Genomic DNA, 23,898 nt, shown 5'->3' on the forward strand with positions numbered 1-23,898 from the left:
TAGGAGCTGCCGAAGGCTGCGATCTTTTGATCCCGTTTTGCACCTTGTGCCAATCCAACGGACTCGATACTGTACGCATAACCAGTATCGAGTCTCCGCCATGCAAATCATCGACAAGCTCAGCATTCTCGCCGACGCCGCCAAGTACGACGCCTCCTGCGCCAGCAGCGGTGCGCCCAAGCGCAGCTCCGAGGGCAAGAGCGGGTTGGGCTCGACCGATGGCATGGGCATCTGCCACAGCTACACGCCGGACGGCCGTTGCGTGTCGTTGCTGAAAATCCTCCTGACCAATTTCTGTCTCTACGACTGCCAGTACTGCGTCAACCGCCGCTCCAGCGATGTGCCGCGTGCACGCTTCACCCCCGAGGAAGTGGTCACGCTGACCCTGGATTTCTACCGGCGCAACTGTGTCAGCGGGCTGTTTCTCAGTTCCGGGATCATCCGTTCGGCGGATTACACCATGGAGCAACTGGTACGCGTGGCAAAGCTGTTGCGCGAACAGCATGAGTTTCGCGGCTACATTCACCTCAAGACCATTCCCGAGGCCGATCCCGCCTTGATCGAGGAGGCCGGGCGTTATGCCGATCGCCTCAGCGTCAATATCGAACTGCCCACCGATGCCAGCCTGCAAACCCTGGCGCCGGAGAAACAGATCGGTTCGATCAAGCAGGCGATGAGCACCATTTACACCGGCGTGCAAACGGTGCTCAACGAACCGCGTTCGGCGAAATTCGCTCCCGCCGGGCAGAGCACGCAAATGATCGTCGGCGCCGATGACACCGACGACAGCACGATCCTGCACAGCGCTCAGTCGCTGTATGGCAACTACCGCTTGCGCCGCGTCTACTACTCGGCCTTCAGTCCGATTCCCGACAGCCCGAAAAGCGTGCCGCTGGCCGCGCCACCGCTGATGCGCGAACACCGTCTGTATCAAGCCGATTTCCTCTTGCGCAGCTACGGCTACAACGCTGATGAGTTGCTCAAGGGCCCGGGTAATCTGGCGCTGGACATCGACCCCAAACTGGCTTGGGCGCTGCAGAATCGCGAAGTGTTTCCGCTGGACCTGAACCGCGCCGAGCCGTCGCTGATCGCGCGCATCCCGGGCATCGGCCTGCGCACTACCGAGCGTCTGGTGCAATTGCGCCAGCAGCGGCGTATCCGCTACGAAGATGTGGCGCGCATGCGCTGTGTGCTGGCCAAGGCCAAGCCCTTCATCATCACCAGCGACTACCACCCGCAGCAGGCCGAAGTCACCAGCCACATGCTCTATCAGCAACTGCGCGACCGGCCGCAGCCGCAGCAGATGGGATTGTGGGGATGATCAATCTCGATTGCGATGACCTGTTCGACACCTGGCGCCAGCAGGCACGCTGGCTGCTCAGCCATGAAGTCGACCCGAGTCTGGTGAGTTGGGCGTCGGAAGGGGTGAGCGATCTGTTTGCCAGTGACGTACATGTGCCGGAGGGGCAGGGGCCGTTTCAGGCACGCATCCCCCGTGCACTGATCGATACCCTGGAGCAAGCCGCACGCTACCGGGGCGACCAGCGCTGGAGTCTGTTGTATGAAGTGCTGTGGCGAGTCAGCCATGGCGACCGCACGGCGATGATGGCCGGCGATAAACTCGGCAGCGAGTTGCAGCGGCGCATCAAGCAGGTACAGCGTGAAGCCCACCATTTGCATGCGTTCGTGCGTTTCATCGAACGCCCGCAGGATCAGCCGGGCCCGCAATACGTCGCATGGCACGAGCCGGCCCACGACATCCTGCACAGCGCCAGCGAGCATTTCATCGGGCGCATGGGCCGGCATCGCTGGTTGATCGCCACCCCGCGTGACGGGGTTTATTACGATGGCGAGCAATTGATCCATCAACGCCAATGCCCGCTGGAATGGCAGCAACTGGCGCAGAACGTCGATGACCCGCACGGCGAGTTGTGGCTGACGTACTACAGCCACATCTTCAACCCGGCGCGGTTGAACGAGAAGGTCATGCAAGGGCACTTGCCGGTGCGTTTCTGGAAGAATCTGCCGGAAGGGGAGTTGATTCCCGGATTGATTACCCAGGCGCGCACGGGCAAGCAACAGAATGGTCAGGCCAGCGGGATCGCTGCGCGAGGCGGCAAGCGGATTGCGGTGAAATAGAAAATCAAAAGATCGCAGCCTGCGGCAGCTCCTACACAGATTTCCTGTAGGAGCTGCCGCAGGCTGCGATCTTTTGATCTTGATCCTCACAACCAAAAAGCCCCCCATCAATCACTTGATGAGGGGCTTTTGTGCAACTGGCCGTCAGATCAAACCTTGACGATCCAGCCCGCTGGCGCTTCGATGTCGCCGGTCTGCACGCCAGTCAGCTCTTTGTAGAGCTTCTGGGTGACCGGGCCGACTTCGGTTTCGCTGTGGAACACGTGCAGGTGGTCGTTGTAGCTGATGCCGCCGATCGGGGTGATCACCGCAGCGGTACCGCAGGCGCCGGCTTCCTTGAAGTCCGACAGCTTGTCGATCAGCACGTCGCCTTCCACCACTTCCAGGCCCAGACGGGTTTTCGCCAGTTCGATCAGCGACAGGCGGGTGATGCCTGGCAGTACGGAGGGCGAGTTCGGGGTGACGAACTTGTTGTCGTGGGTGATCCCGAAGAAGTTGGCCGAACCGACTTCCTCGATTTTCTTGTGGGTCAGCGGATCCAGATAGATGGCGTCAGCGAAGTGCGCCTTCTTGGCCTGGGAGCCCGGCATCAGGCTGGCGGCGTAGTTGCCACCGACCTTGGCCGCACCGGTGCCTTGTGGCGCGGCGCGGTCGAAGCTGGAGATCTGGAAGTTGTGCGGGGTCAGGCCGCCCTTGAAGTAGGCGCCGACCGGGATCGCGAATACCGAGAAGATGAACTCTGGCGCGGTGCGCACGCCGATGTTGTCACCCACGCCGATCACGAACGGACGCAGGTACAACGCGCCGCCGGTGCCGTATGGCGGGATGAAGCGCTCGTTGGCGCGAACCACTTGCTTGCAGGCCTCGATGAACTGCTCGGTGGACACGTGCGGCATCAGCAGGCGGGCACAGCTGCGCTGCATGCGCGCGGCATTCTGGTCGGGACGGAACAGGTTGATCGAGCCGTCCTTGCAACGATAAGCCTTCAGGCCTTCGAAGCACTGCTGGCCATAGTGAAGGGCCGTCGAGCCTTCGCTGATGTGCAGCACGTTGTCTTCGGTCAGGGTGCCTTTGTCCCACTCGCCATTGCGAAAGTACGACAGATAGCGTTTGTCGGTCTTGATGTAGTCAAAACCCAGCTTGTCCCAATTGATGCTTTCGTTACCCATGACACCCTCTATCACTGAACAACCGTCGAAACGGTTCAGGCTTCTGACGTTTTTTTGGATGGGCACAACAATACTTCATTCTGGAGCGGTTTCGCAGCCCGGACGATGGGGGGAAAAGCAGATTTATTAGCCTGCTTATGAAAAATCCTTGTCCATCGCTGAAAAGATCGCAGCCTGCGGCAGCTCCTACAGAATCGGCAACCCCCCCTGTAGGAGCTGCCGCAGGCTGCGATCTTTTGATCTTTAAAGGTGCAACGCATGCCCCAACGCACGCAACGCCGCTTCCTGCACCGCTTCACCCAGAGTTGGATGCGCATGGATGGTGCCGCCGATATCCTCCAGGCGCGCGCCCATTTCCAGGCTTTGCGCAAACGCGGTCGACAATTCGGAAACACCTGCTCCGACCGCCTGCCAGCCGACAATCACATGATTGTCGCGACGCGCGACTACGCGCACGAAGCCGCTTTTCGATTCCAGGGTCATCGCCCGGCCATTGGCGGCGAACGGGAAGCTGGAAACGATGCAGTCCAGCCCGGCAGCCTTGGCCTCGTCCGGGGTCTGGCCGACCACCACCAGTTCCGGGTCGGTGAAGCACACGGCGGCAATGGCGGTCGGGTTGAATTCGCGGTGCTTGCCGCTGATCAGTTCGGCGACCATTTCGCCCTGGGCCATGGCGCGGTGCGCGAGCATCGGTTCGCCGCTCAGGTCGCCGATGGCGTAGACGTTGCGCATGCTGGTCTGGCAGCGGTTGTCGATCTTGATCGCCGAGCCGTTCATGTCCAGATTCAGCGCTTCGAGGTTCCAGCCCTGCGTATTCGGCTTGCGACCGACTGCCACCAGCACCTGATCGGTTTCCAGATTGAGGGTGTCGCCGTTCGGGTCACGCACCTGCAAGGTGCCGTCGAAACCCAGCACGCTGTGTTTGAGATAGAGCTTCACGCCCAGTTGTTTCAGCGCTTCGTGCACCGGTTGCGTCAGCTCGGCGTCATAGGCCGGCAGGATCCGATCCTGCGCCTCGACCACGCTGACTTCGGCGCCGAGCTTGCGGTAAGCAATGCCCAGCTCCAGACCGATGTAACCGCCGCCGACCACCACCAGACGTTTGGGCACGGACTTCGGTGCCAGCGCTTCGGTGGAAGAGATGATCGGCCCGCCAATCGGCAGGATCGGCAGGTTGACGCTGGTCGAACCGGTCGTCAGCACCAGGTGCTCGCACTGAATGCGCGTGTCGCCGACTTCCACGGTTTTGCCATCGATGACCTTGGCCCAGCCATGGATGACCTGAACCTTGTTCTTTTTCAGCAGCGCGGCGACGCCGGTGGTCAGGCGATCAACGATGCCGTCCTTCCACTCGACGCTCTTGTTGATGTCGAGGGTCGGCGCGGAAACGCTGATGCCCAGTGCCGAATGCTGGTTGTGGTGTTGAGTCTGGTGAAACTGCTCGGCTACATGAATCAGCGCTTTTGACGGAATGCAGCCGATGTTCAAGCAGGTGCCGCCCAGCGATTGACCTTCGACCAGAATCGTCGAAATGCCCAGTTGCCCGGCGCGAATCGCCGTGACGTAGCCGCCGGGGCCGCCGCCGATGATCAGCAGCGTGGTGTTCAAGGTTTGCATGGCATCACTCCACAAACAGAGTCGCGGGTTGTTCGAGCAGACCACGAATGGCCTGGATGAAGAGCGCCGCGTCCATGCCGTCGACCACGCGGTGATCGAAGGAGCTGGAGAGGTTCATCATCTTGCGGATCACTACCTGGCCTTTGACGACCATTGGCCGTTCGACGATTTTGTTGACGCCGACGATGGCCACTTCCGGCAGGTTCAGCACCGGCGTGCTGACGATGCCGCCCAGCGCACCGAGGCTGGTCAGGGTGATGGTCGAGCCGGACAATTCGTCGCGGCTGGCCTTGCCATTGCGGGCGGCATTGGCCAGACGCGAGATTTCTGCGGCGCTGTCCCACAGGCTGCGCGCCTCGGCGTGACGCACCACCGGCACCATCAGGCCGACATCGCTCTGCGTGGCGACACCGACATGCACTGCGCCGAGGCGGGTGATGACCTGGGCTTCGTCGTCGTAACGGGCGTTCATCTGCGGGAAGTCGCGCAGAGCGACGACCAACGCGCGCACCAGGAACGGCAGCAAGGTCAACTTGCCCCGGCTGGCGCCGTGTTTCTCATTCAGATGCGCGCGCAGTTCTTCGATGGCGGTGACGTCGATTTCCTCGACGTAGCTGAAGTGCGCGGCACGCTGGGTGGCGTCCTGCATGCGCTGGGCGATCTTGCGGCGCATGCCGATCACCTGAATCTGTTCTTCGTCGTTGCGCTGGGCGTAAGCGGCGACCGGTGCCGAAGCGTTCGACTGCCCCTGCGCCAGATAGGCTTCGAGGTCTTCGTGCAACACGCGGCCGGCCGGGCCAGTGCCGCGGACCAGACGCAACTGAATGCCCAGATCCAGCGCATGTTTGCGCACCGCCGGCGAGGCCAGCGGACGTTCATCGGCCTCGCGGGCAACCATCGGGCCCTGGCAAACCGGCGCCGGACGCGGTGCGGCAGCGGCGGCAGGTTTGCTTTCAACGACAGCTTCAACTTTGGGTGCGACTGGCGTTTCTTTCGCCGCAACAGGCGCCGGTTTGTCCGACTCCTTCAGATTCCCGGCACCTTCCACTTCAATGCTGATCAGCACACTGCCGACCGCCATCACTTCCCCCGGCTGACCGCCGAGCGCAATCACCTTGCCGTGTACCGGCGAGGGAATATCGACCATTGCCTTGTCGGTCATCACGTCCGCCAGCACCTGGTCTTCAACCACCAGGTCGCCAACCTTGACGTGCCACTGCGACAGCTCTACTTCTGCGATGCCTTCGCCGATGTCCGGCATCTTGATAACGTGCGTGCCCATTCAGACCTCCATGACCCGTTTCAACGCCGCGCCCACTCGGGACGGCCCTGGGAAATACGCCCACTCTTGCGCGTGCGGGTAAGGTGTGTCCCAACCGGTGACGCGTTCGATCGGCGCTTCCAGGTGATGGAAGCAATGCTCTTGCACCAGCGCTACCAGCTCGGCGCCGAAACCGCAGGTGCGGGTGGCTTCGTGTACCACTACGCAGCGGCCGGTTTTCTTCACCGACTTGACGATGGTGTCCAGGTCCAGCGGCCACAGGCTGCGCAGGTCGATGACTTCGGCATCCACGCCGGATTCTTCGGCAGCCACTTGCGACACGTAAACGGTGGTGCCGTAGGTCAGCACGGTCACGTCCTTGCCCGGACGGGTGATCGCGGCGACGTCCAGCGGTACGGTGTAGTAGCCGTCCGGCACCTGAGCTTGCGGGTGTTTCGACCACGGGGTTACCGGGCGGTCGTGGTGGCCGTCGAACGGGCCGTTATACAGGCGCTTAGGCTCGAGGAAGATCACCGGGTCATCGTTTTCGATGGAGGCGATCAGCAGGCCTTTGGCGTCGTACGGGTTGGAGGGCATCACGGTGCGCAGGCCGCACACCTGAGTGAACATCGCCTCGATGCTCTGGCTGTGGGTCTGGCCGCCGTAGATGCCGCCGCCGCATGGCATGCGCAGGGTCATCGGCGCGGTGAACTCGCCGGCCGAGCGATAACGCAGGCGCGCGGCTTCGGAAATGATCTGGTCGGATGCGGGGTAGACGTAGTCGGCGAACTGAATCTCGGCCACTGGACGCAGGCCGTAGGCACCCATGCCCACGGCGACGCCGACGATGCCGCTTTCGGAGATCGGTGCGTCGAATACCCGCGAGGTGCCGTACTTGGTCTGCAGGCCTTCGGTGCAACGGAACACGCCGCCGAAGTAGCCGACGTCCTGCCCGAACACCACCACATTGTCGTCACGCTCAAGCATCACATCCATGGCCGAGCGCAGGGCCTGGATCATGGTCATGGTGGTCGTGGTCATGGCGGTTTCCAACTGAATATTGTTGTTGTGATCGTTCATGTCAGATCCCCAACTGCTGACGCTGGCGCTTCAAGTGCTCCGGCATCTCTTTGTAGACGTCTTCGAACATGGTCGCGGCGCTTGGAATCTGCCCGCCGGCGAGGGTACCGTACTGTTCGGCCTGTTTCTGCGCGGCAATCACCTCGGCTTCGAGTTCGGCGCTGACGGCGGCGTGCTCTTCTTCCGACCAGTGGCCAACCTTGATCAGGTGCTGCTTCAGGCGGGCAATCGGGTCGCCCAGCGGGAAGTGGCTCCAGTCGTCGGCAGGCCGGTATTTCGACGGATCGTCGGAGGTCGAGTGCGGGCCGGCGCGGTAGGTGACCCACTCGATCATGGTCGGGCCGAGGTTGCGCCGGGCGCGTTCAGCCGCCCAGGCGGAAGCGGCGTAGACCGCGTAGAAATCGTTGCCATCGACGCGCAACGAGGCGATGCCGCAACCGACGCCACGTCCGGCGAAGGTGGTGGCTTCACCTCCGGCGATGGCCTGGAAGGTCGAGATTGCCCATTGGTTGTTGACCACGTTGAGAATCACCGGCGCGCGGTAAACGTGGGCGAAGGTGAGGGCGGTGTGGAAGTCCGATTCGGCGGTGGCACCGTCACCGATCCAGGCCGAGGCGATTTTGGTGTCGCCCTTGATCGCCGAGGCCATGCCCCAGCCGACGGCTTGAATGAACTGAGTGGCGAGGTTGCCGGAGATGGTGAAGAAGCCGGCGTCCTTGACTGAGTACATGATTGGCAACTGCCGGCCCTTGAGCGGATCGCGCTCGTTGGACAGCAGCTGGCAGATCAGGTCGACCAGCGGCACTTCGCGGGCCATCAGGATGCTTTGCTGGCGGTACGTCGGGAAGCACATGTCGTCGATGTTCAAGGCCAGGGCCTGGGCGCTGCCGATGGCTTCTTCGCCAAGGCTTTGCATGTAGAACGACATTTTTTTCTGGCGCTGGGCGACTACCATGCGGTTGTCGTAAATCCGCGTCTTGAGCATGGCGCGCATGCCCTTGCGCAGGATGTCGACTGGCACGTTTTCAGCCCAGGGACCGAGGGCGTTGCCCTGATCGTCGAGCACCCGAATCAGCCCACGCGCCAGGTCGGCGGTGTCGGCAGGTTCGACGTCAATGGAAGGTTTGCGCACCGTGCCGGCATCGGTCAGATGCAGGTAGGAGAAGTCGGTTTTGCAGCCTGGGCGGCCCGAGGGTTCAGGGACGTGCAGACGCAGCGGTTCATACGCTTGGGTCATGGCTTCTACGCTCGATCTTGTGAATTTCTTGTAGTGAGCTGGCAATCATTCTTGGGTGAAAGAAATCTTGTCCTACAACAATCATAGGCCCGGCGGAGAAGAATATTTCTCTCTGTTTCGTTGCGCTGGAGATGATTTGCAGATAGAAATTCTGCATAAACATAAAAAACAGGTGGTTTTGTCTCATGCGCAAACTGGACCGTACCGACATCGGCATTCTCAACAGCCTTCAGGAGAATGCGCGCATCACCAACGCCGACCTCGCACGCTCGGTGAACCTGTCGCCGACGCCGTGTTTCAACCGGGTCAAGGCAATGGAGGAATTAGGCCTGATTCGCGAGCAGGTGACGCTGCTCGATGCCGATCTGCTGGGCCTGCATGTGAACGTGTTCATTCACGTCAGTCTGGAGAAGCAGGTCGAGGAGGCGTTGCAGCATTTCGAAGAGGCGATCTCCGACCGCCCCGAGGTGATGGAGTGCTACCTGATGGCCGGCGACCCGGACTACCTGATCCGGGTGCTGGTGCCGACGATTCAGGCGCTGGAGCGCTTCATGATGGACTTTCTGACCAAGGTGCCGGGGGTGGCGAATATCCGCTCGAGTTTTGCCTTGAAGCAGGTGCGCTACAAGACGGCGCTGCCGTTGCCGGCGAATGGGTTGACGCTGGGTTCTTGAAGATCAAAAGATCGCAGCCTGCGGCAGCTCCTACGCAGGGCACCCACAAACCATGTCCCTGTAGGAGCTGCCGCAGGCTGCGATCTTTTGCTTTTATAGCTTGTTGATCGGCACCTTCAGGTAAACCACACCATTGTCCTCGGCCGCCGGAAAATTCCCCGCCCGCACATTCACCTGAATCGCCGGCAGCAACAGCGTCGGCATGCCCAGCCCGGCATCGCGTTTGGTGCGCATCTCGACAAACGCCGCCTCGTCGATCCCGTCATGCACATGAATATTGCTCTTGCGCTGTTCGCCAACGGTGGTCTGGCACTGCGCGGCGCGGCCTTCTGGCGGGTAGTCGTGGCAAACGTAGAGTTTGACGCTGGCCGGGAAGGCCAGCAGTTTGTGGATCGAGTTGAACAGTTGATGCGCGTCGCCGCCGGGGAAGTCGCAGCGGGCGGTGCCGACGTCGGGCATGAACAGCGTGTCGCCGACCAGAATCTGTTCGCCGTCGATCAGGTAGGCCATGTCTGCCGGGGTGTGGCCGGGGACGTGCAGGGCGGTGGCTTTGAGATTGCCGATCCTGAACGACTCGTTCGGCGCGAACAGGTGATCGAACTGCGAGCCGTCGACGCAGAATTCCGGCTCCAGATTGAACAGCGCCTTGAACACATTCTGCACTTTGCTGATCGACTGACCGATGGCGATCTTGCCGCCCAGTTCGCGGCGCAGGTACGGCGCGGCGGACAGGTGGTCGGCGTGGGCGTGGGTTTCCAGCAGCCATTGCACCTGCAGGCGGTGGTCACGGACGAAGGCGATGATTTTGTCGGCCTGTACGGTGCAGGTACGACCGGCAGCGCCGTCGTAATCAAGCACCGGATCGACGATTGCACATTGCCCGCCATCGGCTTCATAGACCACATAGCTGTAGGTCGAAGAGGCGGGGTCGAGGAAAGCTTCAATCTGCGCGGGCATGGACACCAACCTGAATCAGGGAAATGGGTTGCAACACTTTATCTAAAAACATAATGTTCGCAGCTTAAGTGACGTTGAAGGCATCGTGCAAATGCAATCCAGTCTGACCGAATGTGAAGTCGCCCAACTGCGGGCGTCCGCCTCCAAGGCCTGCGCGCTGCTCAAGGCGTTGGCCAATGAGGATCGCTTGTTGATCCTGTGCCAGTTGACCCAGGGCGAACGCAACGTCGGCGAGCTGGAAAAAATCACCGGCGTGCGCCAGCCGACGCTGTCCCAGCAGTTGGGCATCCTGCGCGATGAAGGCCTGGTGGCGACCCGCCGCGAAGGCAAATACATCTTTTACGGCCTGGCCAGCCCTGAAGTGATTCAGGTGATGAAGACCCTGTCCGGACTGTATTGCGGGGCGGTGCTCAAGAGCTGGGGCCACCCATAAATGTCAGCCAACACAATACAAAACCTGTGGGAGCTGGCTCGCCAGCGATGGCGGAGTGTCAGTCGCCATCAATAGCGGCTGACAAGTCCCTATCGCTGGCAAGCCAGCTCCCACAGGTTTAGTGGTTTGATTCGAAAAAATCCTTGCGTGCAGCCATAAGGAACAAGCAATGAACGATCAACACTGGGGCCCATCCATCAGTGCAGACATCGTGGTCATCGGCGGCGGCACCGCCGGCATCGGTTTCGTCGCCAGTCTGCTCAAGCGTGATCCCACTCTGAACATCACCGTGATCGAGCCGAGCGCCCAGCATTACTACCAACCGGCGTGGACGCTGGTCGGCGGTGGCGCCTATGACGTCAAGGACACCGCGCGGCCGATGAGCAAAGTGATGCCGCGTCAGGCCACCTGGATTCAGGCGGCGGTGACAGCGGTGGATCCCGACACACGTCAACTCACGCTCAACGATCAACGCCGCGTCAGCTACCAGAACCTGATCGTCTGCCCCGGCCTGCGTCTGGCCTGGGAGAAAATCGAGGGCCTGCAGGAAAGTCTCGGCCAGCATGGCGTGACGTCCAACTACAGCTATCAGCATGCGCAGTACACCTGGGATCAGGTGCAGAAACTGCGTGGAGGCAAGGCGCTGTTTACTCAGCCGGCGATGCCGATCAAATGCGCCGGCGCGCCGCAGAAGGCGTTGTACCTGTCGTGCGATCACTGGCGCAAAACCGCTGTGCTGAACAACATCAACGTCGAGTTCAATCTCGCCGGCGCCGCGCTGTTCGGTGTCGCGACCTTCGTGCCGCCGCTGATGAAGTACATCGAAAAGTACAATGCGGACCTGGCCTTCAACAGCAATCTGGTCAGGGTCGACGGCCCGGCGAAAACCGCCTGGTTCGAGATCAAGGACGCTGACGGCCACGTCACCACACAGGCGAAAACCTTTGACCTGCTGCATGTTGTGCCGCCGCAAGTCGCGCCGGAGTTCATCGCCCAGAGCCCGCTGGCCGACACCGCCGGCTGGTGCGAAGTCAATCCGCACAGCCTGCAACATCCGCGATACCCCGAAGTGTTTGGCCTCGGTGACATCTGCGGCACCACTAACGCAAAAACCGCTGCGGCCGTGCGCAAGCAGATCGTGGTCGTCGCCGAAAACCTTCTGGCGCTGCGCAAGCGGCAGCCGCTGCCACTGAAGTACGACGGCTACGGTTCCTGCCCGCTGACGGTGGAGAAGGGCAAGGTGATCCTCGCCGAGTTCGGTTACGGCGGGAAGTTGCTGCCGACCTTCGCCCTCGATGCGACCGTGCCGCGCCGCTCGGCGTGGTTCCTCAAGGCGACGCTGCTGCCGTGGTTCTACTGGAACGGCATGCTCAAGGGCCGCGAGTGGCTGACCGGTTTGTCCAAAGTCGACTGAGAACTCCCTATGTTGCTGGCAAGTCTGTTTGGCGTGTTGATGGGGCTGATTCTCGGACTGACCGGGGCGGGCGGCGGGATTCTCGCGGTGCCGGCGCTGGTGCTCGGCCTCGGCTGGAGCATGACCCAGGCCGCGCCCGTGGCGTTGTTCGCCGTCGGCAGTGCGGCGGCAGTCGGGGCGATCGACGGTTTGCGTCATGGTCTGGTGCGTTATCGCGCGGCGCTGCTGATTGCCGCGCTCGGTGCGGTGTTTTCGCCGCTGGGCATCTATTTTGCGCACCAGTTGCCGGAGAAGATCCTGATGATCCTCTTCAGCCTGCTGATGGTCATGGTCGCCTGGCGCATGCTGCGCCGTGAGCGTGCGCAAGAGGGGCCGAGCGACCACGGCCATGCGAGCTGGGGGCAGAAGAACTGCATGCTCAATGAACAGACCGGTCGCTTCGACTGGACCGCCAAATGCACCGCGACCCTTGCGGTATTGGGCGCAGTGACGGGTGTGGTTTCGGGGTTGCTCGGCGTCGGCGGTGGTTTCCTGATCGTGCCGGCGTTCAAGCAACTGACCGATGTGCAGATGCGCGGGATCGTGGCGACGTCGCTGATGGTGATCAGCCTGATTTCCGCGATTGGCGTGATCGGATCGTTTCACGCAGGCGTGCGGATTGACGCACAGGGCGCGGCGTTTATCGTGGCCAGCATCGTCGGCATGATCATCGGGCGCAAGCTTTGTGCGCGAGTGCCGGCGCGGACGTTGCAAGTGGGGTTTGCCAGTGTGTGTCTGGTGGTGGCGGGGTATATGTTGTTGCGCGCCTGAAAAGATCGCAGCCGGCGGTAGCTCCATGGGAATGGTGTACACATTGTAGGAGCTGTCGCAGGCTGCGATCTTTTGATTTTGCTCCTCAATCAATCAAAGGATTTTTCTCGGTCAGCACAACCTGCGCGATCTGATCCTTGCGCATGAAACTCACCTTCGGATGCGCCTGCGCATAACGAATGAACCGTTCCATCGCCTCGACCATCGCCGGCGTGCCGCCGATGCGGTCGTGCAGACTCACCGACATCATCCGCCGCTGGCTCGCGCCTTCGGCGTACAGGCGATCAAATTCCAGCACCAGTTGCTGATAGAACTGCTCGGCGGAGAAATGCCGGCCCTCGATCAACACGATGTCGTTGTTGCGCAAGGTATACGGCACCACGGCGAATTTGCGTCCACGGACCATGGTCACGAACGGTTCGTCGCGGCTGACGTCATCGATGTGGTAGGTGAAATTCAGGTCTTGCAGAACCTTCAGCGTATTGGGGCTGCGCCGCAGCCAGTTGGCGTTGTAGCCCACCGAGCGCTGGCCGGTGAGTTTTTCCACCGCGTTGACACCGTCGCCGATGAACTGTTTTTCCTGGTCATAACTCATGTTGTAGGAGTCGGCCCAACGCATGCCATGGGCCGCCAGTTCATGGCCGCGCGCAGCAATCGCTTTCGCCAGTTCCGGGTGTTTGAGCGCCGCTTCGCCGACCACATGCGAGGTGACCTTGATGCCGGTGCGATCCCACAGGTCGAGCATCCGCCACAAGCCTTCCTTGTAGCCATAATCAAACCAGGTCTGCGCCGGCAGATCCGGATAACCCTTGGGCAGCGGCGTGCCGGAGAACGGGCTTTCCGCGCCTTCGGGCTGACCGCCGGTTTCGAATTGCATCGACACCGAGATCACCAGTTGCGAACCGTCCGGCCACGGGCGTTCCTGAGCGAAGGCGAGGGCCGGCAGCAGCAGGGCGGCCGCCGCAAGATTTTTTAAAAAGCGTGGGGAGCGTTGCCGGTGGGGCGTGGTCATAACGGGCACCTTGCAGGTTGAGAAGGGCTGCAAGGGTGGCAGTTGCCCGGTGCGGGAAAAATCCGTTGCGGGCGAGAAGACCTTTAAACAGAATTTACGAATCCACCGCGAACCAGTGGGAGCGGGCTGCCGGTCACCCTCTTGCCGAGCCGACTGCCGCCATCGCTGGCAAGCCAGCTCCCACAGGATTGTGGGTTTGCCGCAACATTTGCGGCAAACTCCCGGCAATATAAGCACAAGGTCTTTCAATGGATCGATACGCCCCGCGCAACTGGCAGCCGCACGAGAAGCCCAGTCTGCCCGGTTCCCCCTCGACGCCGCTGCACTCCAACCCCAAGCGCCTGGCCTATGCGCTGGTCGGGCTGCTGGTGGCGGTGACCGGTGGTCTGGGCAACTCGCTGGTGGTCGCCAACCTGCCTTACCTGCAAGGCGCGCTGGGCGCGACCACGGCGGAGATGGCCTGGCTGCCAGCTGCTTACGTGATGACCAACGTGTCGATGAACCTGCTGCTGGTGAAGTTTCGCCAGCAGTTCGGCCTGCGTGCATTCACCGAAGTGTTTCTGGTGTTGTATGCGCTGGTGACCTTCGGCCACCTGTTCGTCAACGACCTGAGCTCGGCCATCGCGGTGCGTGCGGCGCACGGCATGGTCGGTGCGGCGCTGAGTTCGCTGGGTCTGTATTACATGGTTCAGGCGTTTCCGGCCAAGTGGCGGCTGAAGGCGCTGGTGCTGGGCCTCGGCGCCTCGCAACTGGCTTTGCCGCTGGCGCGCTTGTTCTCCGAGGACTTGCTGCAGATTGCCGAGTGGCGCGGCTTGTACCTGTTCGAATTGGGCATGGCTTTGCTGTCGCTGGGCTGCGTGCTGTTGCTCAAGTTGCCGCCCGGTGACCGCTTCAAAACCTTTGAACCGCTGGACTTTCTGACCTTCGCCATCCTCGCCAGCGGCGTGGCACTGCTCTGCGCGGTGTTGTCGCTGGGGCGGATCGACTGGTGGCTGGAGGCCGACTGGATCGGCTATGCGCTGGCGGCCTCGATTGCCCTGATCCTCGCGGGCCTGGCCATCGAGCACAACCGCAGCAACCCGATGCTGATGACCCGTTGGCTCGGCAGCGGCACGATGATCCGTCTGGCGCTGGCGGTGACCCTGATTCGCATGGTCACCTCGGAGCAGTCCACCGGCGCCGTCGGTTTCATGCAGAACCTCAATATGGGTTATGAGCAACTGCACAGCCTCTACGTGGTGATGCTGATCGGCAGCATCGCCGGGCTGGCGACCAGTGCGCTGACCATCGACCCCAAGCACCTGCTGATGCCGCTGATCATCTCGCTGGCGCTGATGGCCACCGGCTCGGTGATGGACAGTTTTTCCAACAACCTGACCCGTCCGCAAAACCTGTATTTCAGCCAGTTCCTGCTGGCCTTCGGCAGCACGTTCTTTCTGGGCCCGACCATGGTGTTCGGCACCCGCAACGTGTTGACCAACCCGCGCAATCTGGTGAGTTTTTCGGTGTTGTTCGGGATCTGCAACAACCTCGGCGGCCTGCTCGGCGCGGCGTTGTTGGGCACGTTCCAGATCGTGCGCGAGAAATTCCACTCCAGCCACCTGGTCGAGCACCTGACGCTGTCCGATCCGCTGGTGGCTGCGCGCGTACAAAGCGGCGGTTCGACCTACGGCAGCTTGCTGGCCGACCCGAGTCTGCGCAACCTCGCCGGGATTCGCAGCCTGGCCAACGCGGCCACTCGCGAAGCCAACGTGCTGGCCTATAACGATGTGTTCATGCTGATCGCCGTGATTGCGGTGCTGACCATGATCTGGCTGTCCATTCGTGCGCTGTGGCTGATGAGCACCACCAAAGCCGTCGACCCAGCGCCTTCCGTACCTCCTGACGGTGCCTCCCATTCATGACCGAACCGACCACCACAACCACCAATGCCATCGCCGCCACCCCGGAAGGCGTGGCGCCGCCGTCCTCGCCGAACACCGAGCCGCGCTCGTTGCGGGTGCGGATCATCTCGTCACTGGGCTTTGCCGCGATTGCCATCGTCGGTGTGCTGATCGTGCTCTACGCCTGGCAACTGCCGCCGTTCAGCAGCGCCGTCGAAACCACGGAAAACGCCCTGGTGCGCGGACAGGTAACGATCATCGGCCCGCAGCTCAGTGGCTACGTGTTCGAGGTGCCGGTGCAGGACTTCCAGTACGTGAAGGCCGGTGATTTGCTGGTGCGCCTGGATGACCGGATTTATCAGCAACGTCTCGATCAGGCGCTGGCGCAACTGGCGGTGCAGAAGGCCGCGCTGGCCAATGTGGTGCAGCAACGCAACAGTGCCGAAGCGACGATCAAACTGCGTCAGGCGGTGGTGGCCGACAGCGAGGCGCAGTTGCGTAAAAGCGAGGCGGATCTGCGCCGTAACAAGGAGCTGGTGAGTGACGGCTCGGTGTCGAAACGCGAGATGGACGTGGCGCTCGCGGCCAATGCACAGAGCATTGCGGCGGTGGCGCAGGCCAAGGCCAATCTGGAGATCGCCCGGCAGGATCTGCAGACGGTGATCGTCAATCGCGGTTCGCTGGAGGCGGCGGTGGCCAGCGCTGAAGCGGCGGTGCAACTGGCGCGAATCGACTTGTCGAATACGCGCATCGTCGCCCCGCGAGACGGCCAGCTCGGGCAGATCGGCGTGCGCCTGGGCGCCTACGTCAACTCCGGGGCGCAGCTGATGGCGTTGGTGCCAAATCAGAAATGGGTGATCGCCAACATGAAGGAAACCCAGATGGACAACGTGCGCGTCGGGCAGCCGGTGCGCTTCACCGTTGATGCGCTGAACCACCGCCAGTTCACCGGCCATGTGCAGCACATTTCGCCCGGCACCGGTTCGGAGTTCGCCCTGCTGCAGGCGGATAACGCCACGGGCAACTTCGTGAAAATCGCCCAGCGCGTGCCGGTGCGGATCACCATCGATCCGGATCAGCAGGAAGAGGAACGCTTGCGCCCGGGGATGTCGGTGGTGGTCAGCATCGATACCGCAGCGGGCGACACGCAACCGCATTAAGAGCAAAAAGATCGCAGCCTTCGGCAGCTCCTACAGGGAATCGCATTCCAATGTAGGAGCTGCCGAAGGCTGCGATCTTTTGCTTTTCAGGCTGCAATCATCGGCGGCAGGGTGCCGAGAAGGGAGACCGCAGCAACGGCCCCCATCCCCAATATCCACTCCAGCAGCACACTGCGTTTGAGCGCGCCCATCCGCTGTTCACAATCCTCGCTCCGCAAGCGGTTGAACAGCGCCAGTGCAAGCATGCCCAGCACCAGCAACGCCTTGATCAGCAGGATCAGGGCAAAGCCACTGAACAGCGGCGTCGGCCACCATTGCCCGGTCAGCACGCGCACATTGATCAGGCCGGTGATCAGCAGCCCGCTAACAATGGCGTAACCGACACCGCTGAAGCGTTGCAGGATCCGGCTCATCGTTTCGCCGGGTTGGCGCAGGATCAATACCAGCAGCAACAGACCGCCGAGCCATGCGGCGACGCAGGTCAGGTGAACGATCTGGTTGAGGATCAGCAGTTGCCCATTCAGACCGTCGAGCATCGCGCCGTGACCGACCGGCGCCAGGGTCGCCAGGAGCATCGCGCTCAAGCCTAGGCGCAGCGGCAGGCTCGATCGCCAGGGCGTGAACAGCAACGCCAGCAACAGCGCGTTGATCAGCAGATGCCAACGCCAGACCTGACCGAAAAACGTGTTGCCCAGCACCAGGCCAATCGTGTCCGGATCGAACGCGGCCGTCGCTGAACCGGCCATGCTCGCGGTGATCAGCAGCGCCCAGGTGACACCGCTGACCAGCGCAATTGCCGTCAGCCAGCGCGCCAGGCGCGCCAGATGCCGATCCAGTGTCGGCACTGGCGCCTTGAGCAGCCGTGGCCGAAACAGCCAGGTACCGAACAGCATCAATACCGCGCTGAAATGCACGAAGCGGCACAGCACCAGCGCTTCACTCATGAATTACTGGCCGACCTTGAACTGGTAGGCGCCTTCGCTCTTGTGTGTGTCGACCGACACCGCGTGCCATTCGACTTTGTATTCACCGGCACTGAGTGGTGCGGCGGGGGTGACGATCAGGGTTTTCTTGTCGCCTTCGGTGGTCAGCGGTTTGATCGCGACCGGGGCGCCGTCGTGGGTCAGGCTGACTTTGGTGAAGCTGGCCTCGACGCCTTCGGAAAAGGTCAGGCGCAGATCGGCCGGCGCGGCGACGGTGCTGTCGGCGGCCGGGGTCTGGCTTTTCAAGTGGGCGTGGGCAAAAACGGAGGATGCGGCGCACAGCGAAGCGAGCAGGGCAGTGGTGGTCAGGACGTTCTTGAACAGCATCGCGGGTACCTCTGGGGCAGGACAAAGAAACGCCAGTTTAGCCATGCGCCGACCTTCATACGAAGTTTTGTTTGCAGCGGTCGCCCCGAGGCCGGAGCGGATGCTAGTCTTCAACAACGTCGTTGTCAGGGAGCCCTCATGGGCAATCACAAGATCGAGATTCGTCGCAGTAACGTCGAGAAAATCCTGTTGGCGGCGGAAAAAGTCTTCGCCGAAAAAGGCTTCGGCGGCACCGCCATGGCCGACATCGCCGCCGAAGTGCAACTGCCGCGCTCCAACCTGCATTACTACTTTTCCACCAAGAGCGAACTGTACAGCGCGGTGCTGTTCGACCTGCTGGAGGTGTGGAAGCAGGACGCCCTGTGCTTTGAGATGTTCGACGATCCACGGGTGGTGCTCAGCAGCTACATCCGCGCCAAGATGAACCACTCGCGCAGCCGGCCTTATGGTTCGAAAGTCTGGGCCAACGAAATCATCCACGGCGCGCCAACGTTAGGCGAGGCGCTGGACGTCAGCCTGTACGACTGGGCAAAGATGAAGGAAGCGAAGATCCGCCAGTGGGTGGAGGACCAGCGGATTCTGCCGGTGGAGCCGTCGAGCCTGCTGTACATGATCTGGGCCTCGACCCAGCACTACGCCGACTTCGATCATCAGGTGAATATTCTGAACGAGCATCAGCCGCTGTCGGACATGCAGTTCGAGCGGGCGGTGCAGACGGTGACCAGTGTGATTTTGCGGGGGATCGGATTAGAACCTTGAGCCATGTGTTGTGACTGCCGACCCCTTCGCGGGCAAGCCCGCTCCCACAGGTTTTCGGGTTGTCCTCAAGTGCCATGAACACCAGAGAACCCTGTGGGAGCGAGCTTGCTCGCGAAGGCGTCTGTTCAGACGCTACCTGGCCTAGGGTGAGACGTGGTACGGATTGCGCGGATCATGATTCCAGTCCAGAAACGGCTTGCCCGTTTCCATCGGCACCATCTCGATACAGTCCGCCACCGGGCAGGTGATCTGGCACAGATTGCACCCGACACATTCCTCATCAATCACTTCATATTTATGCGTGCCGTCGGCCTGCTTGAGGCTGCTGATCGCCTGGTGTGACGTGTCTTCGCAAGCAATGTGGCAGCGCCCGCAACCGATGCACGCGTCCTGATCAATCCTGGCAATGACCTGATAGTTGATGTCGAGGTACTTCCAGTCAGTGGTGTTGCCCACCGCACGCCCGGAAAACTCGGCGATGTTGGCGTAACCCTGACTGTCCATCCAGCGCGACAGCCCGTCCTTCATCTCCTCGACAATCCGGAAGCCATGCAGCATCGCCGCCGTGCACACCTGCACCGCGCCGCTGCCCAGCGCCATGAACTCCGCCGCGTCACGCCAACTGCCGATGCCACCAATGCCGCAGATCGGCAGGCCCTGGGTCTGCGGATCACGGGCGATCTCGGCGACCATGTTCAGCGCAATCGGTTTGACCGCTGAGCCGCAATAACCGCCGTGGGTGCTTTTGCTGCCGACGGTGGGCAGGGCGACCATGTGTTCCAGGTCGACGCTGGTAATCGAGTTGATGGTGTTGATCAGCGACACCGCATCGGCGCCACCGCGATGGGCAGCACGGGCGGCGACGCGGATATCGGTGATGTTCGGCGTCAGCTTGACGATCACCGGCAGCGAACAATAGGTCTTGCACCACCGAGTGACCTGCTCGACGTATTCCGGCACCTGACCCACCGCCGCGCCCATGCCGCGTTCGGGCATGCCGTGCGGGCAACCGAAATTCAGCTCGATGCCGTCAGCGCCGGTGGCCTCCACCAGTGGCAGGATGTGTTTCCACGATTCCTCCACGCACGGCACCATCAACGAGACGATCAGCGCACGATCCGGCCAGTCCTTCTTCACCTGGGTGATTTCACGCAGGTTGATTTCCAGCGAGCGGTCGGTGATCAGTTCGATGTTGTTGATCCCCAGCACCTCGCGGTTGTTGCCGTAGTGCGCCGAGTAGCGCGACGAGACGTTGACTGCCGCCGGGTCTTCACCCAGGGTTTTCCAGACCACACCGCCCCAGCCGGCCTCAAAAGCGCGGACCACGTTGTAGGCCTTGTCGGTCGGCGGCGCGGAGGCCAGCCAGAACGGGTTGGGGGCTTTGATGCCGGCGAAGACTATCGAGAGATCGGCCATTTACGCAGCCTCCACGTTGAGCATCAGTTGTGCGTTGATTGCCTCGGCGGCGCGTTTGCCGTGCTGTACGGCTTGCACGGTGAGGTCTTGATCGAGACTGGTGCAGTCGCCGCCGGCATACACGCCGGGGATGCTGGTGCGCAGGTTGTCGTCGACCTGAATCCGTTCGCCCTGACGCTTGAGCTCACGGGCCAGCGGGTCGGCGAGGGCGCTGCTGTCGAAGGCCTGGCCGATGGCTTTGAAGATCGCGTCGGCGGCCAGCTCGAAAGTTTCGCCCGTGGTTTGCAGGCGACCGTCGACCAGTTGCGTGCGAGCGAAACGCATACCGCGCACCTTTCCTTGCGCATCGAGCAGCACTTCTTCCGGTTGCGCCCAGGTCAGCAGGCGTACCTGATTGGCCTTGGCAATGTCTTGTTCGTGACCGGTTGCGCCCATGTCCGCCGCACCCCGGCGATACACCAGATTCACGTCACGCGCTCCGAGACGGGCCATTTGCACGGCCATGTCGATCGCGGTGTTGCCGGCGCCGAGGACGATGCAGCGTTCGGCCAGTGGCAGTTGCGTCAGGTCATCGGCCTGGCGCAGTTCGCGGATGTAGTCAGTGGCGGCGAGCAGGCCGGGGGCGTCTTCGTGGGGCAGGCCGAGCTGTTTGCTGGCATTCAGGCCGAGGCCGAGGAACACCGCGTCGAACTGCTGATGCAGCTCGCTGAGGGTCAGATTCTCGCCGAGTTTCTGTCCGTGACGGATTTCGATACCGCCGATCTGCAGAAGGAAATCCAGTTCCTTTTGCGCGTAGTCGTCGACCAGTTTGTACTTGGCGATCCCGTATTCATTGAGGCCGCCTGCCTTTTCCCGGGCTTCGAAAATCACCACGTCGTGGCCGTGCATGGCACTGCGGTGGGCACAGGACAAACCCGCTGGCCCGGCGCCGACCACGGCGATGCGCTTGCCGGTGCTCGCCGCACGCTGGAACGGGTGCTCGGTGAAATTCGCGTTGTCCACGGCATAGCGCTGCAGCAGGCCGATCAGCACCGGCGCACATTCCTGGGCGTTGTTGCGCACGCAGGCTTGCTGGCAGAGGATTTCCGTGGGGCAGACCCGCGCACAACTGCCGCCGAGGATGTTCGCCGAAAGGATTTTCTGCGCCGCACCGGGCACGTTGTCCTGATGGATGTTGCGGATGAACGACGGAATATCGATCTCGCTGGGGCACGCATTGACGCATGGCGCGTCGTAGCAATACAGGCAGCGCGAGGCTTCCAGATGCGCCTGCCGGGCGTTGAGCGGTGGCGCCAGATCAGTGAAATGGCCGGCGAGGGCGGCCGCGCTTTCGTGCGGATGCGGGAGATGGTTCAGGGTCTCGATCACGGTTATGTGCCTCACGGTTATTGAGGTTCTCTGCCTCTGATGGGCAGTGGTTTTTGTGTTGTCTGGACGGGCCTCTTCGCGAGCAAGCTCGCTCCCACATTTGGAATGTGTACACCCTGTGGGAGCGAGCTTGCTCGCGAAGGCCGAAGGCCTCGATTTCAGCGTTTAACCGCTGTGGGCTTGTGTAATTCAGCCCGCTTGCTCAGCAAATCAAACACCGCCGGATACGCCGGTCGTTCGATGTACCGCCCGGCGCCGCGCTCGGCGCGCAGATCGCCGTCGGCCCAGACCACTTTGCCCTGGCTGACGGTATGACTCGGCACGCCGCGCACGGTCTTGCCTTCGAAGATGTTGAAGTCCACCTGCTGATGGTGGGTCTTGGCGGAGATGGTGCGGGTGCCTTGCGGGTCCCACAGCACCAGGTCGGCGTCGGCACCGACGCGAATCGCGCCTTTGCGCGGATAGAGGTTGAAGATTTTTGCGGTATTGGTGGAGGTGAGGGCGACGAAGTCCTGCATCGACAAACGGCCGCTGTTGACCCCTTCATCCCACAACACCGCCATGCGGTCTTCGATGCCGGCGGTGCCGTTGGGGATCTTGCTGAAGTCGTCGCGCCCGGCGGCTTTTTGCTCGGCGCAGAAGCAGCAGTGGTCGGTGGCGGTGGTGTGCAGATTACCGCTCTGCAGGCCATGCCAAAGGGCCTCCTGATGCCCGCGCGGGCGGAACGGCGGGCTCATCACGTAACCGGCGGCGGTCTGCCAGTCCGGGTGCTGGTAGACGCTGTCGTCGAGCAACAAATGCCCGGCCAGCACTTCGCCGTATACCGGTTGGCCCTTGCTGCGGGCGTAAGTGATTTCGTCCAGCGCTTCCTTGGTCGACACGTGCACCAGGTACAACGGCGTGCCGATGGTCTCGGCAATGCGAATCGCCCGGCTCGCCGCTTCGCCTTCCACCTGCGAGGGCCGCGACAGTGGATGCGCTTCCGGCCCGGTAATGCCCTGGGCCATCAACTTGCGTTGCAGGTGATAAACCAGTTCGCCGTTTTCCGCATGCACGGTTGGCACGGCGCCGAGTTCCAGGCAGCGCTCGAAGCTCGCCACCAGCGTGTCGTCGGCGGCCATGATCGCGTTCTTGTAGGCCATGAAATGCTTGAAGCTGTTAATCCCGTGGTGGCTGACCAGCTCGGCCATTTCCTCGCGCACCTGCTCGCTCCACCAGGTGATCGCGACGTGAAAGCCGTAGTCCGAGGCGGACTTTTCGGCCCAGCCACGCCACTGATGAAACGCTTCCAGCAATGACTGCTGCGGATTGGGAATCACGAAGTCGATGATCGACGTGGTGCCGCCGGCCAGACCTGCGGCAGTGCCGCTGTAAAAGTCTTCACTGGCCACGGTGCCCATGAAGGGCAGTTGCATGTGGGTGTGTGGATCGATGCCGCCGGGCATCAGGTATTGGCCGCTGCCGTCGAGCACTTCGGCACCGGCGGGAATATCCAGGTTTTGACCAATGGCTTTGATCACGCCGTCGGCGCAATAGACGTCGGCGCGATAACTTTCATCATGGGTAACAACGGTGGCGCCACGGATCAACAGAGACATTCCGAGTTCCTCGCAGGCATGACCGACTTGTGCCGGTTCTCATGTTTTATTGATGTACAACGCTGATCGGCGTATTCCTGTCAGCGCTGTCAGGAATAGAAGCTAGCCGCAGTTCTGCAATTGATCAAGATTATTTTTTATAAGCTTATTGCTGTTTTAAATCGTTGAAAAATAAAGATAAAAAACATAAATCACCAAAATGGTGAGGCTGTTCACCATTTTGACGCACTTGACAGGATGGAAATATGAGCAAGATTTCCTATGTGAAATCAGCTGCTTGAAGTTGAGCTGCGGTTGATCGCCCGTAATGAAAAAAAGTGCAGTGCACCAGATTGAGTCCTGACAGTTCGGACAACTTGGCAAACGTTTAGCCTGAGCGTGCAGACAGGTTTTCGCGGACTCCTCCGGTGAATAATTAAAAGCGTGAATTATCAGAAAGTTGCAATGCGTTTGTAGCACCGCCTGAGCGTCAGACGGAGTACCCGGCACGTTTATTGATGCCGCCGCTGACACCATGGCCGGTGCAAGAAAGTTGTCAGTTCCTCCGGCCATCGTCCGGCTCGCACCCCGTGTGCAGCCGCCTGATGAGCAAAAAAATAAT

The 23,898-nt window shown here is 61.5% G+C and carries 21 protein-coding genes; 9 read left to right on the forward strand and 12 right to left on the reverse strand.

What is annotated here, in order from left to right:
• Positions 1-100 precede the first annotated feature (100 nt).
• Together KVQ82_RS12615 and KVQ82_RS12620 are read left to right on the forward strand one after the other, a co-directional pair.
• On the forward strand, positions 101-1,321 hold the full coding sequence (locus KVQ82_RS12615; RefSeq protein WP_047293587.1) for a putative DNA modification/repair radical SAM protein: 1,221 nt from the start codon (positions 101-103) through the stop codon (positions 1,319-1,321).
• On the forward strand, positions 1,318-2,139 hold the full coding sequence (locus tag KVQ82_RS12620; protein ID WP_222019042.1) for a TIGR03915 family putative DNA repair protein: 822 nt from the start codon (positions 1,318-1,320) through the stop codon (positions 2,137-2,139). The genes KVQ82_RS12615 and KVQ82_RS12620 overlap by 4 nt, the downstream gene beginning before the upstream one ends.
• Before the next feature lie 149 nt (positions 2,140-2,288).
• Here the strand turns inward: KVQ82_RS12620 and KVQ82_RS12625 are convergent, their stop codons facing one another.
• From KVQ82_RS12625 to KVQ82_RS12645, 5 genes are all read right to left on the reverse strand, one after another.
• A complete protein-coding gene (locus KVQ82_RS12625) occupies positions 2,289-3,308 on the reverse strand; it encodes a branched-chain amino acid aminotransferase (protein ID WP_108183018.1) in 1,020 nt (339 codons plus the stop codon).
• A 243-nt stretch (positions 3,309-3,551) separates the two neighbouring features.
• The gene (lpdA, locus tag KVQ82_RS12630; RefSeq protein WP_222019043.1) at positions 3,552-4,925 is read right to left on the reverse strand and encodes a dihydrolipoyl dehydrogenase; all 1,374 of its coding nucleotides are present in this window, start codon (positions 4,923-4,925) and stop codon (positions 3,552-3,554) included.
• 4 nt (positions 4,926-4,929) lie between these two features.
• Entirely contained in the window at positions 4,930-6,207 is a 1,278-nt protein-coding gene (locus tag KVQ82_RS12635; protein ID WP_222019044.1) for a dihydrolipoamide acetyltransferase family protein, read from the reverse strand.
• Positions 6,208-7,266, reverse strand: coding sequence for an alpha-ketoacid dehydrogenase subunit beta (locus KVQ82_RS12640; RefSeq protein WP_041073339.1), 1,059 nt, complete (start codon positions 7,264-7,266; stop codon positions 6,208-6,210).
• 1 nt (position 7,267) lies between these two features.
• Positions 7,268-8,503: a 3-methyl-2-oxobutanoate dehydrogenase (2-methylpropanoyl-transferring) subunit alpha gene (locus KVQ82_RS12645; RefSeq protein ID WP_041073337.1), complete on the reverse strand. Its 1,236-nt coding sequence runs from the start codon at positions 8,501-8,503 to the stop codon at positions 7,268-7,270.
• A gap of 185 nt (positions 8,504-8,688) precedes the next feature.
• On the opposite strand from KVQ82_RS12645, the gene bkdR reads away from it, so the two are divergent.
• A complete protein-coding gene (bkdR, locus tag KVQ82_RS12650; protein WP_027613216.1) occupies positions 8,689-9,177 on the forward strand; it encodes a Bkd operon transcriptional regulator BkdR in 489 nt (162 codons plus the stop codon).
• A 93-nt stretch (positions 9,178-9,270) separates the two neighbouring features.
• Here bkdR and KVQ82_RS12655 read toward each other — a convergent pair whose 3' ends face one another.
• Positions 9,271-10,134, reverse strand: coding sequence for an MBL fold metallo-hydrolase (locus KVQ82_RS12655; RefSeq protein ID WP_222019045.1), 864 nt, complete (start codon positions 10,132-10,134; stop codon positions 9,271-9,273).
• 91 nt (positions 10,135-10,225) lie between these two features.
• On the opposite strand from KVQ82_RS12655, the gene KVQ82_RS12660 reads away from it, so the two are divergent.
• From KVQ82_RS12660 to KVQ82_RS12670, 3 genes are all read left to right on the forward strand, one after another.
• Complete coding sequence (locus tag KVQ82_RS12660; protein ID WP_041073332.1) at positions 10,226-10,567, forward strand: helix-turn-helix transcriptional regulator; 342 nt, start codon at positions 10,226-10,228, stop codon at positions 10,565-10,567.
• 169 nt (positions 10,568-10,736) lie between these two features.
• Positions 10,737-11,981, forward strand: a complete 1,245-nt coding sequence (locus tag KVQ82_RS12665) for an FAD/NAD(P)-binding oxidoreductase (RefSeq protein WP_222019046.1) — start codon at positions 10,737-10,739, stop codon at positions 11,979-11,981.
• Between the two features lie 9 nt (positions 11,982-11,990).
• On the forward strand, positions 11,991-12,791 hold the full coding sequence (locus tag KVQ82_RS12670; protein ID WP_222019047.1) for a sulfite exporter TauE/SafE family protein: 801 nt from the start codon (positions 11,991-11,993) through the stop codon (positions 12,789-12,791).
• An 85-nt stretch (positions 12,792-12,876) separates the two neighbouring features.
• Here KVQ82_RS12670 and KVQ82_RS12675 read toward each other — a convergent pair whose 3' ends face one another.
• Complete coding sequence (locus KVQ82_RS12675; RefSeq protein ID WP_222019048.1) at positions 12,877-13,803, reverse strand: polysaccharide deacetylase family protein; 927 nt, start codon at positions 13,801-13,803, stop codon at positions 12,877-12,879.
• A gap of 248 nt (positions 13,804-14,051) precedes the next feature.
• Here KVQ82_RS12675 and KVQ82_RS12680 point away from each other — a divergent pair, with 248 nt between their 5' ends.
• Together KVQ82_RS12680 and KVQ82_RS12685 are read left to right on the forward strand one after the other, a co-directional pair.
• On the forward strand, positions 14,052-15,707 hold the full coding sequence (locus KVQ82_RS12680; protein WP_108183011.1) for an MFS transporter: 1,656 nt from the start codon (positions 14,052-14,054) through the stop codon (positions 15,705-15,707).
• A complete protein-coding gene (locus KVQ82_RS12685) occupies positions 15,704-16,846 on the forward strand; it encodes an HlyD family secretion protein (protein ID WP_047293616.1) in 1,143 nt (380 codons plus the stop codon). Before KVQ82_RS12680 ends, KVQ82_RS12685 begins: the two co-directional genes overlap by 4 nt.
• An 86-nt stretch (positions 16,847-16,932) precedes the next feature.
• Here the strand turns inward: KVQ82_RS12685 and copD are convergent, their stop codons facing one another.
• Both copD and copC read right to left on the reverse strand, forming a co-directional pair.
• Positions 16,933-17,790 (reverse strand): copper homeostasis membrane protein CopD, encoded by an 858-nt coding sequence (gene copD / locus KVQ82_RS12690; RefSeq protein ID WP_222019049.1) that lies wholly within the window; start codon positions 17,788-17,790, stop codon positions 16,933-16,935.
• 3 nt (positions 17,791-17,793) lie between these two features.
• Positions 17,794-18,156 (reverse strand): copper homeostasis periplasmic binding protein CopC, encoded by a 363-nt coding sequence (gene copC / locus KVQ82_RS12695; RefSeq protein ID WP_041073319.1) that lies wholly within the window; start codon positions 18,154-18,156, stop codon positions 17,794-17,796.
• A 138-nt stretch (positions 18,157-18,294) separates the two neighbouring features.
• Here copC and KVQ82_RS12700 point away from each other — a divergent pair, with 138 nt between their 5' ends.
• Positions 18,295-18,915: a TetR/AcrR family transcriptional regulator gene (locus KVQ82_RS12700; protein ID WP_064587091.1), complete on the forward strand. Its 621-nt coding sequence runs from the start codon at positions 18,295-18,297 to the stop codon at positions 18,913-18,915.
• A 141-nt stretch (positions 18,916-19,056) separates the two neighbouring features.
• On the opposite strand, the gene preA is transcribed toward KVQ82_RS12700, so the two are convergent.
• The 3 genes from preA to hydA form a co-directional block, all read right to left on the reverse strand.
• Positions 19,057-20,331: an NAD-dependent dihydropyrimidine dehydrogenase subunit PreA gene (gene preA, locus KVQ82_RS12705; RefSeq protein WP_041073316.1), complete on the reverse strand. Its 1,275-nt coding sequence runs from the start codon at positions 20,329-20,331 to the stop codon at positions 19,057-19,059.
• Positions 20,332-21,699 (reverse strand): NAD(P)-dependent oxidoreductase, encoded by a 1,368-nt coding sequence (locus tag KVQ82_RS12710; protein ID WP_222019050.1) that lies wholly within the window; start codon positions 21,697-21,699, stop codon positions 20,332-20,334.
• A gap of 158 nt (positions 21,700-21,857) precedes the next feature.
• Positions 21,858-23,297 (reverse strand): dihydropyrimidinase, encoded by a 1,440-nt coding sequence (gene hydA / locus KVQ82_RS12715; protein ID WP_222019051.1) that lies wholly within the window; start codon positions 23,295-23,297, stop codon positions 21,858-21,860.
• Positions 23,298-23,898: the final 601 nt, after the last annotated feature.

The organism is Pseudomonas sp. AO-1 (assembly GCF_019775695.1).
In the GTDB taxonomy this organism is placed as follows: Bacteria; Pseudomonadota; Gammaproteobacteria; order Pseudomonadales; family Pseudomonadaceae; genus Aquipseudomonas; species Aquipseudomonas parakoreensis.

Coding starts and splice junctions, on each gene's coding strand:
- KVQ82_RS12615 (WP_047293587.1), top strand. CDS start 101: ATGCAAATCATCGACAAGCTCAGCATTCTCGCCGACGCCGCCAAGTAC.
- KVQ82_RS12620 (WP_222019042.1), top strand. CDS start 1,318: ATGATCAATCTCGATTGCGATGACCTGTTCGACACCTGGCGCCAGCAG.
- KVQ82_RS12625 (WP_108183018.1), bottom strand. CDS start 3,308: ATGGGTAACGAAAGCATCAATTGGGACAAGCTGGGTTTTGACTACATC.
- lpdA (WP_222019043.1), bottom strand. CDS start 4,925: ATGCAAACCTTGAACACCACGCTGCTGATCATCGGCGGCGGCCCCGGC.
- KVQ82_RS12635 (WP_222019044.1), bottom strand. CDS start 6,207: ATGGGCACGCACGTTATCAAGATGCCGGACATCGGCGAAGGCATCGCA.
- KVQ82_RS12640 (WP_041073339.1), bottom strand. CDS start 7,266: ATGAACGATCACAACAACAATATTCAGTTGGAAACCGCCATGACCACG.
- KVQ82_RS12645 (WP_041073337.1), bottom strand. CDS start 8,503: ATGACCCAAGCGTATGAACCGCTGCGTCTGCACGTCCCTGAACCCTCG.
- bkdR (WP_027613216.1), top strand. CDS start 8,689: ATGCGCAAACTGGACCGTACCGACATCGGCATTCTCAACAGCCTTCAG.
- KVQ82_RS12655 (WP_222019045.1), bottom strand. CDS start 10,134: ATGCCCGCGCAGATTGAAGCTTTCCTCGACCCCGCCTCTTCGACCTAC.
- KVQ82_RS12660 (WP_041073332.1), top strand. CDS start 10,226: ATGCAATCCAGTCTGACCGAATGTGAAGTCGCCCAACTGCGGGCGTCC.
- KVQ82_RS12665 (WP_222019046.1), top strand. CDS start 10,737: ATGAACGATCAACACTGGGGCCCATCCATCAGTGCAGACATCGTGGTC.
- KVQ82_RS12670 (WP_222019047.1), top strand. CDS start 11,991: ATGTTGCTGGCAAGTCTGTTTGGCGTGTTGATGGGGCTGATTCTCGGA.
- KVQ82_RS12675 (WP_222019048.1), bottom strand. CDS start 13,803: ATGACCACGCCCCACCGGCAACGCTCCCCACGCTTTTTAAAAAATCTT.
- KVQ82_RS12680 (WP_108183011.1), top strand. CDS start 14,052: ATGGATCGATACGCCCCGCGCAACTGGCAGCCGCACGAGAAGCCCAGT.
- KVQ82_RS12685 (WP_047293616.1), top strand. CDS start 15,704: ATGACCGAACCGACCACCACAACCACCAATGCCATCGCCGCCACCCCG.
- copD (WP_222019049.1), bottom strand. CDS start 17,790: ATGAGTGAAGCGCTGGTGCTGTGCCGCTTCGTGCATTTCAGCGCGGTA.
- copC (WP_041073319.1), bottom strand. CDS start 18,156: ATGCTGTTCAAGAACGTCCTGACCACCACTGCCCTGCTCGCTTCGCTG.
- KVQ82_RS12700 (WP_064587091.1), top strand. CDS start 18,295: ATGGGCAATCACAAGATCGAGATTCGTCGCAGTAACGTCGAGAAAATC.
- preA (WP_041073316.1), bottom strand. CDS start 20,331: ATGGCCGATCTCTCGATAGTCTTCGCCGGCATCAAAGCCCCCAACCCG.
- hydA (WP_222019051.1), bottom strand. CDS start 23,297: ATGTCTCTGTTGATCCGTGGCGCCACCGTTGTTACCCATGATGAAAGT.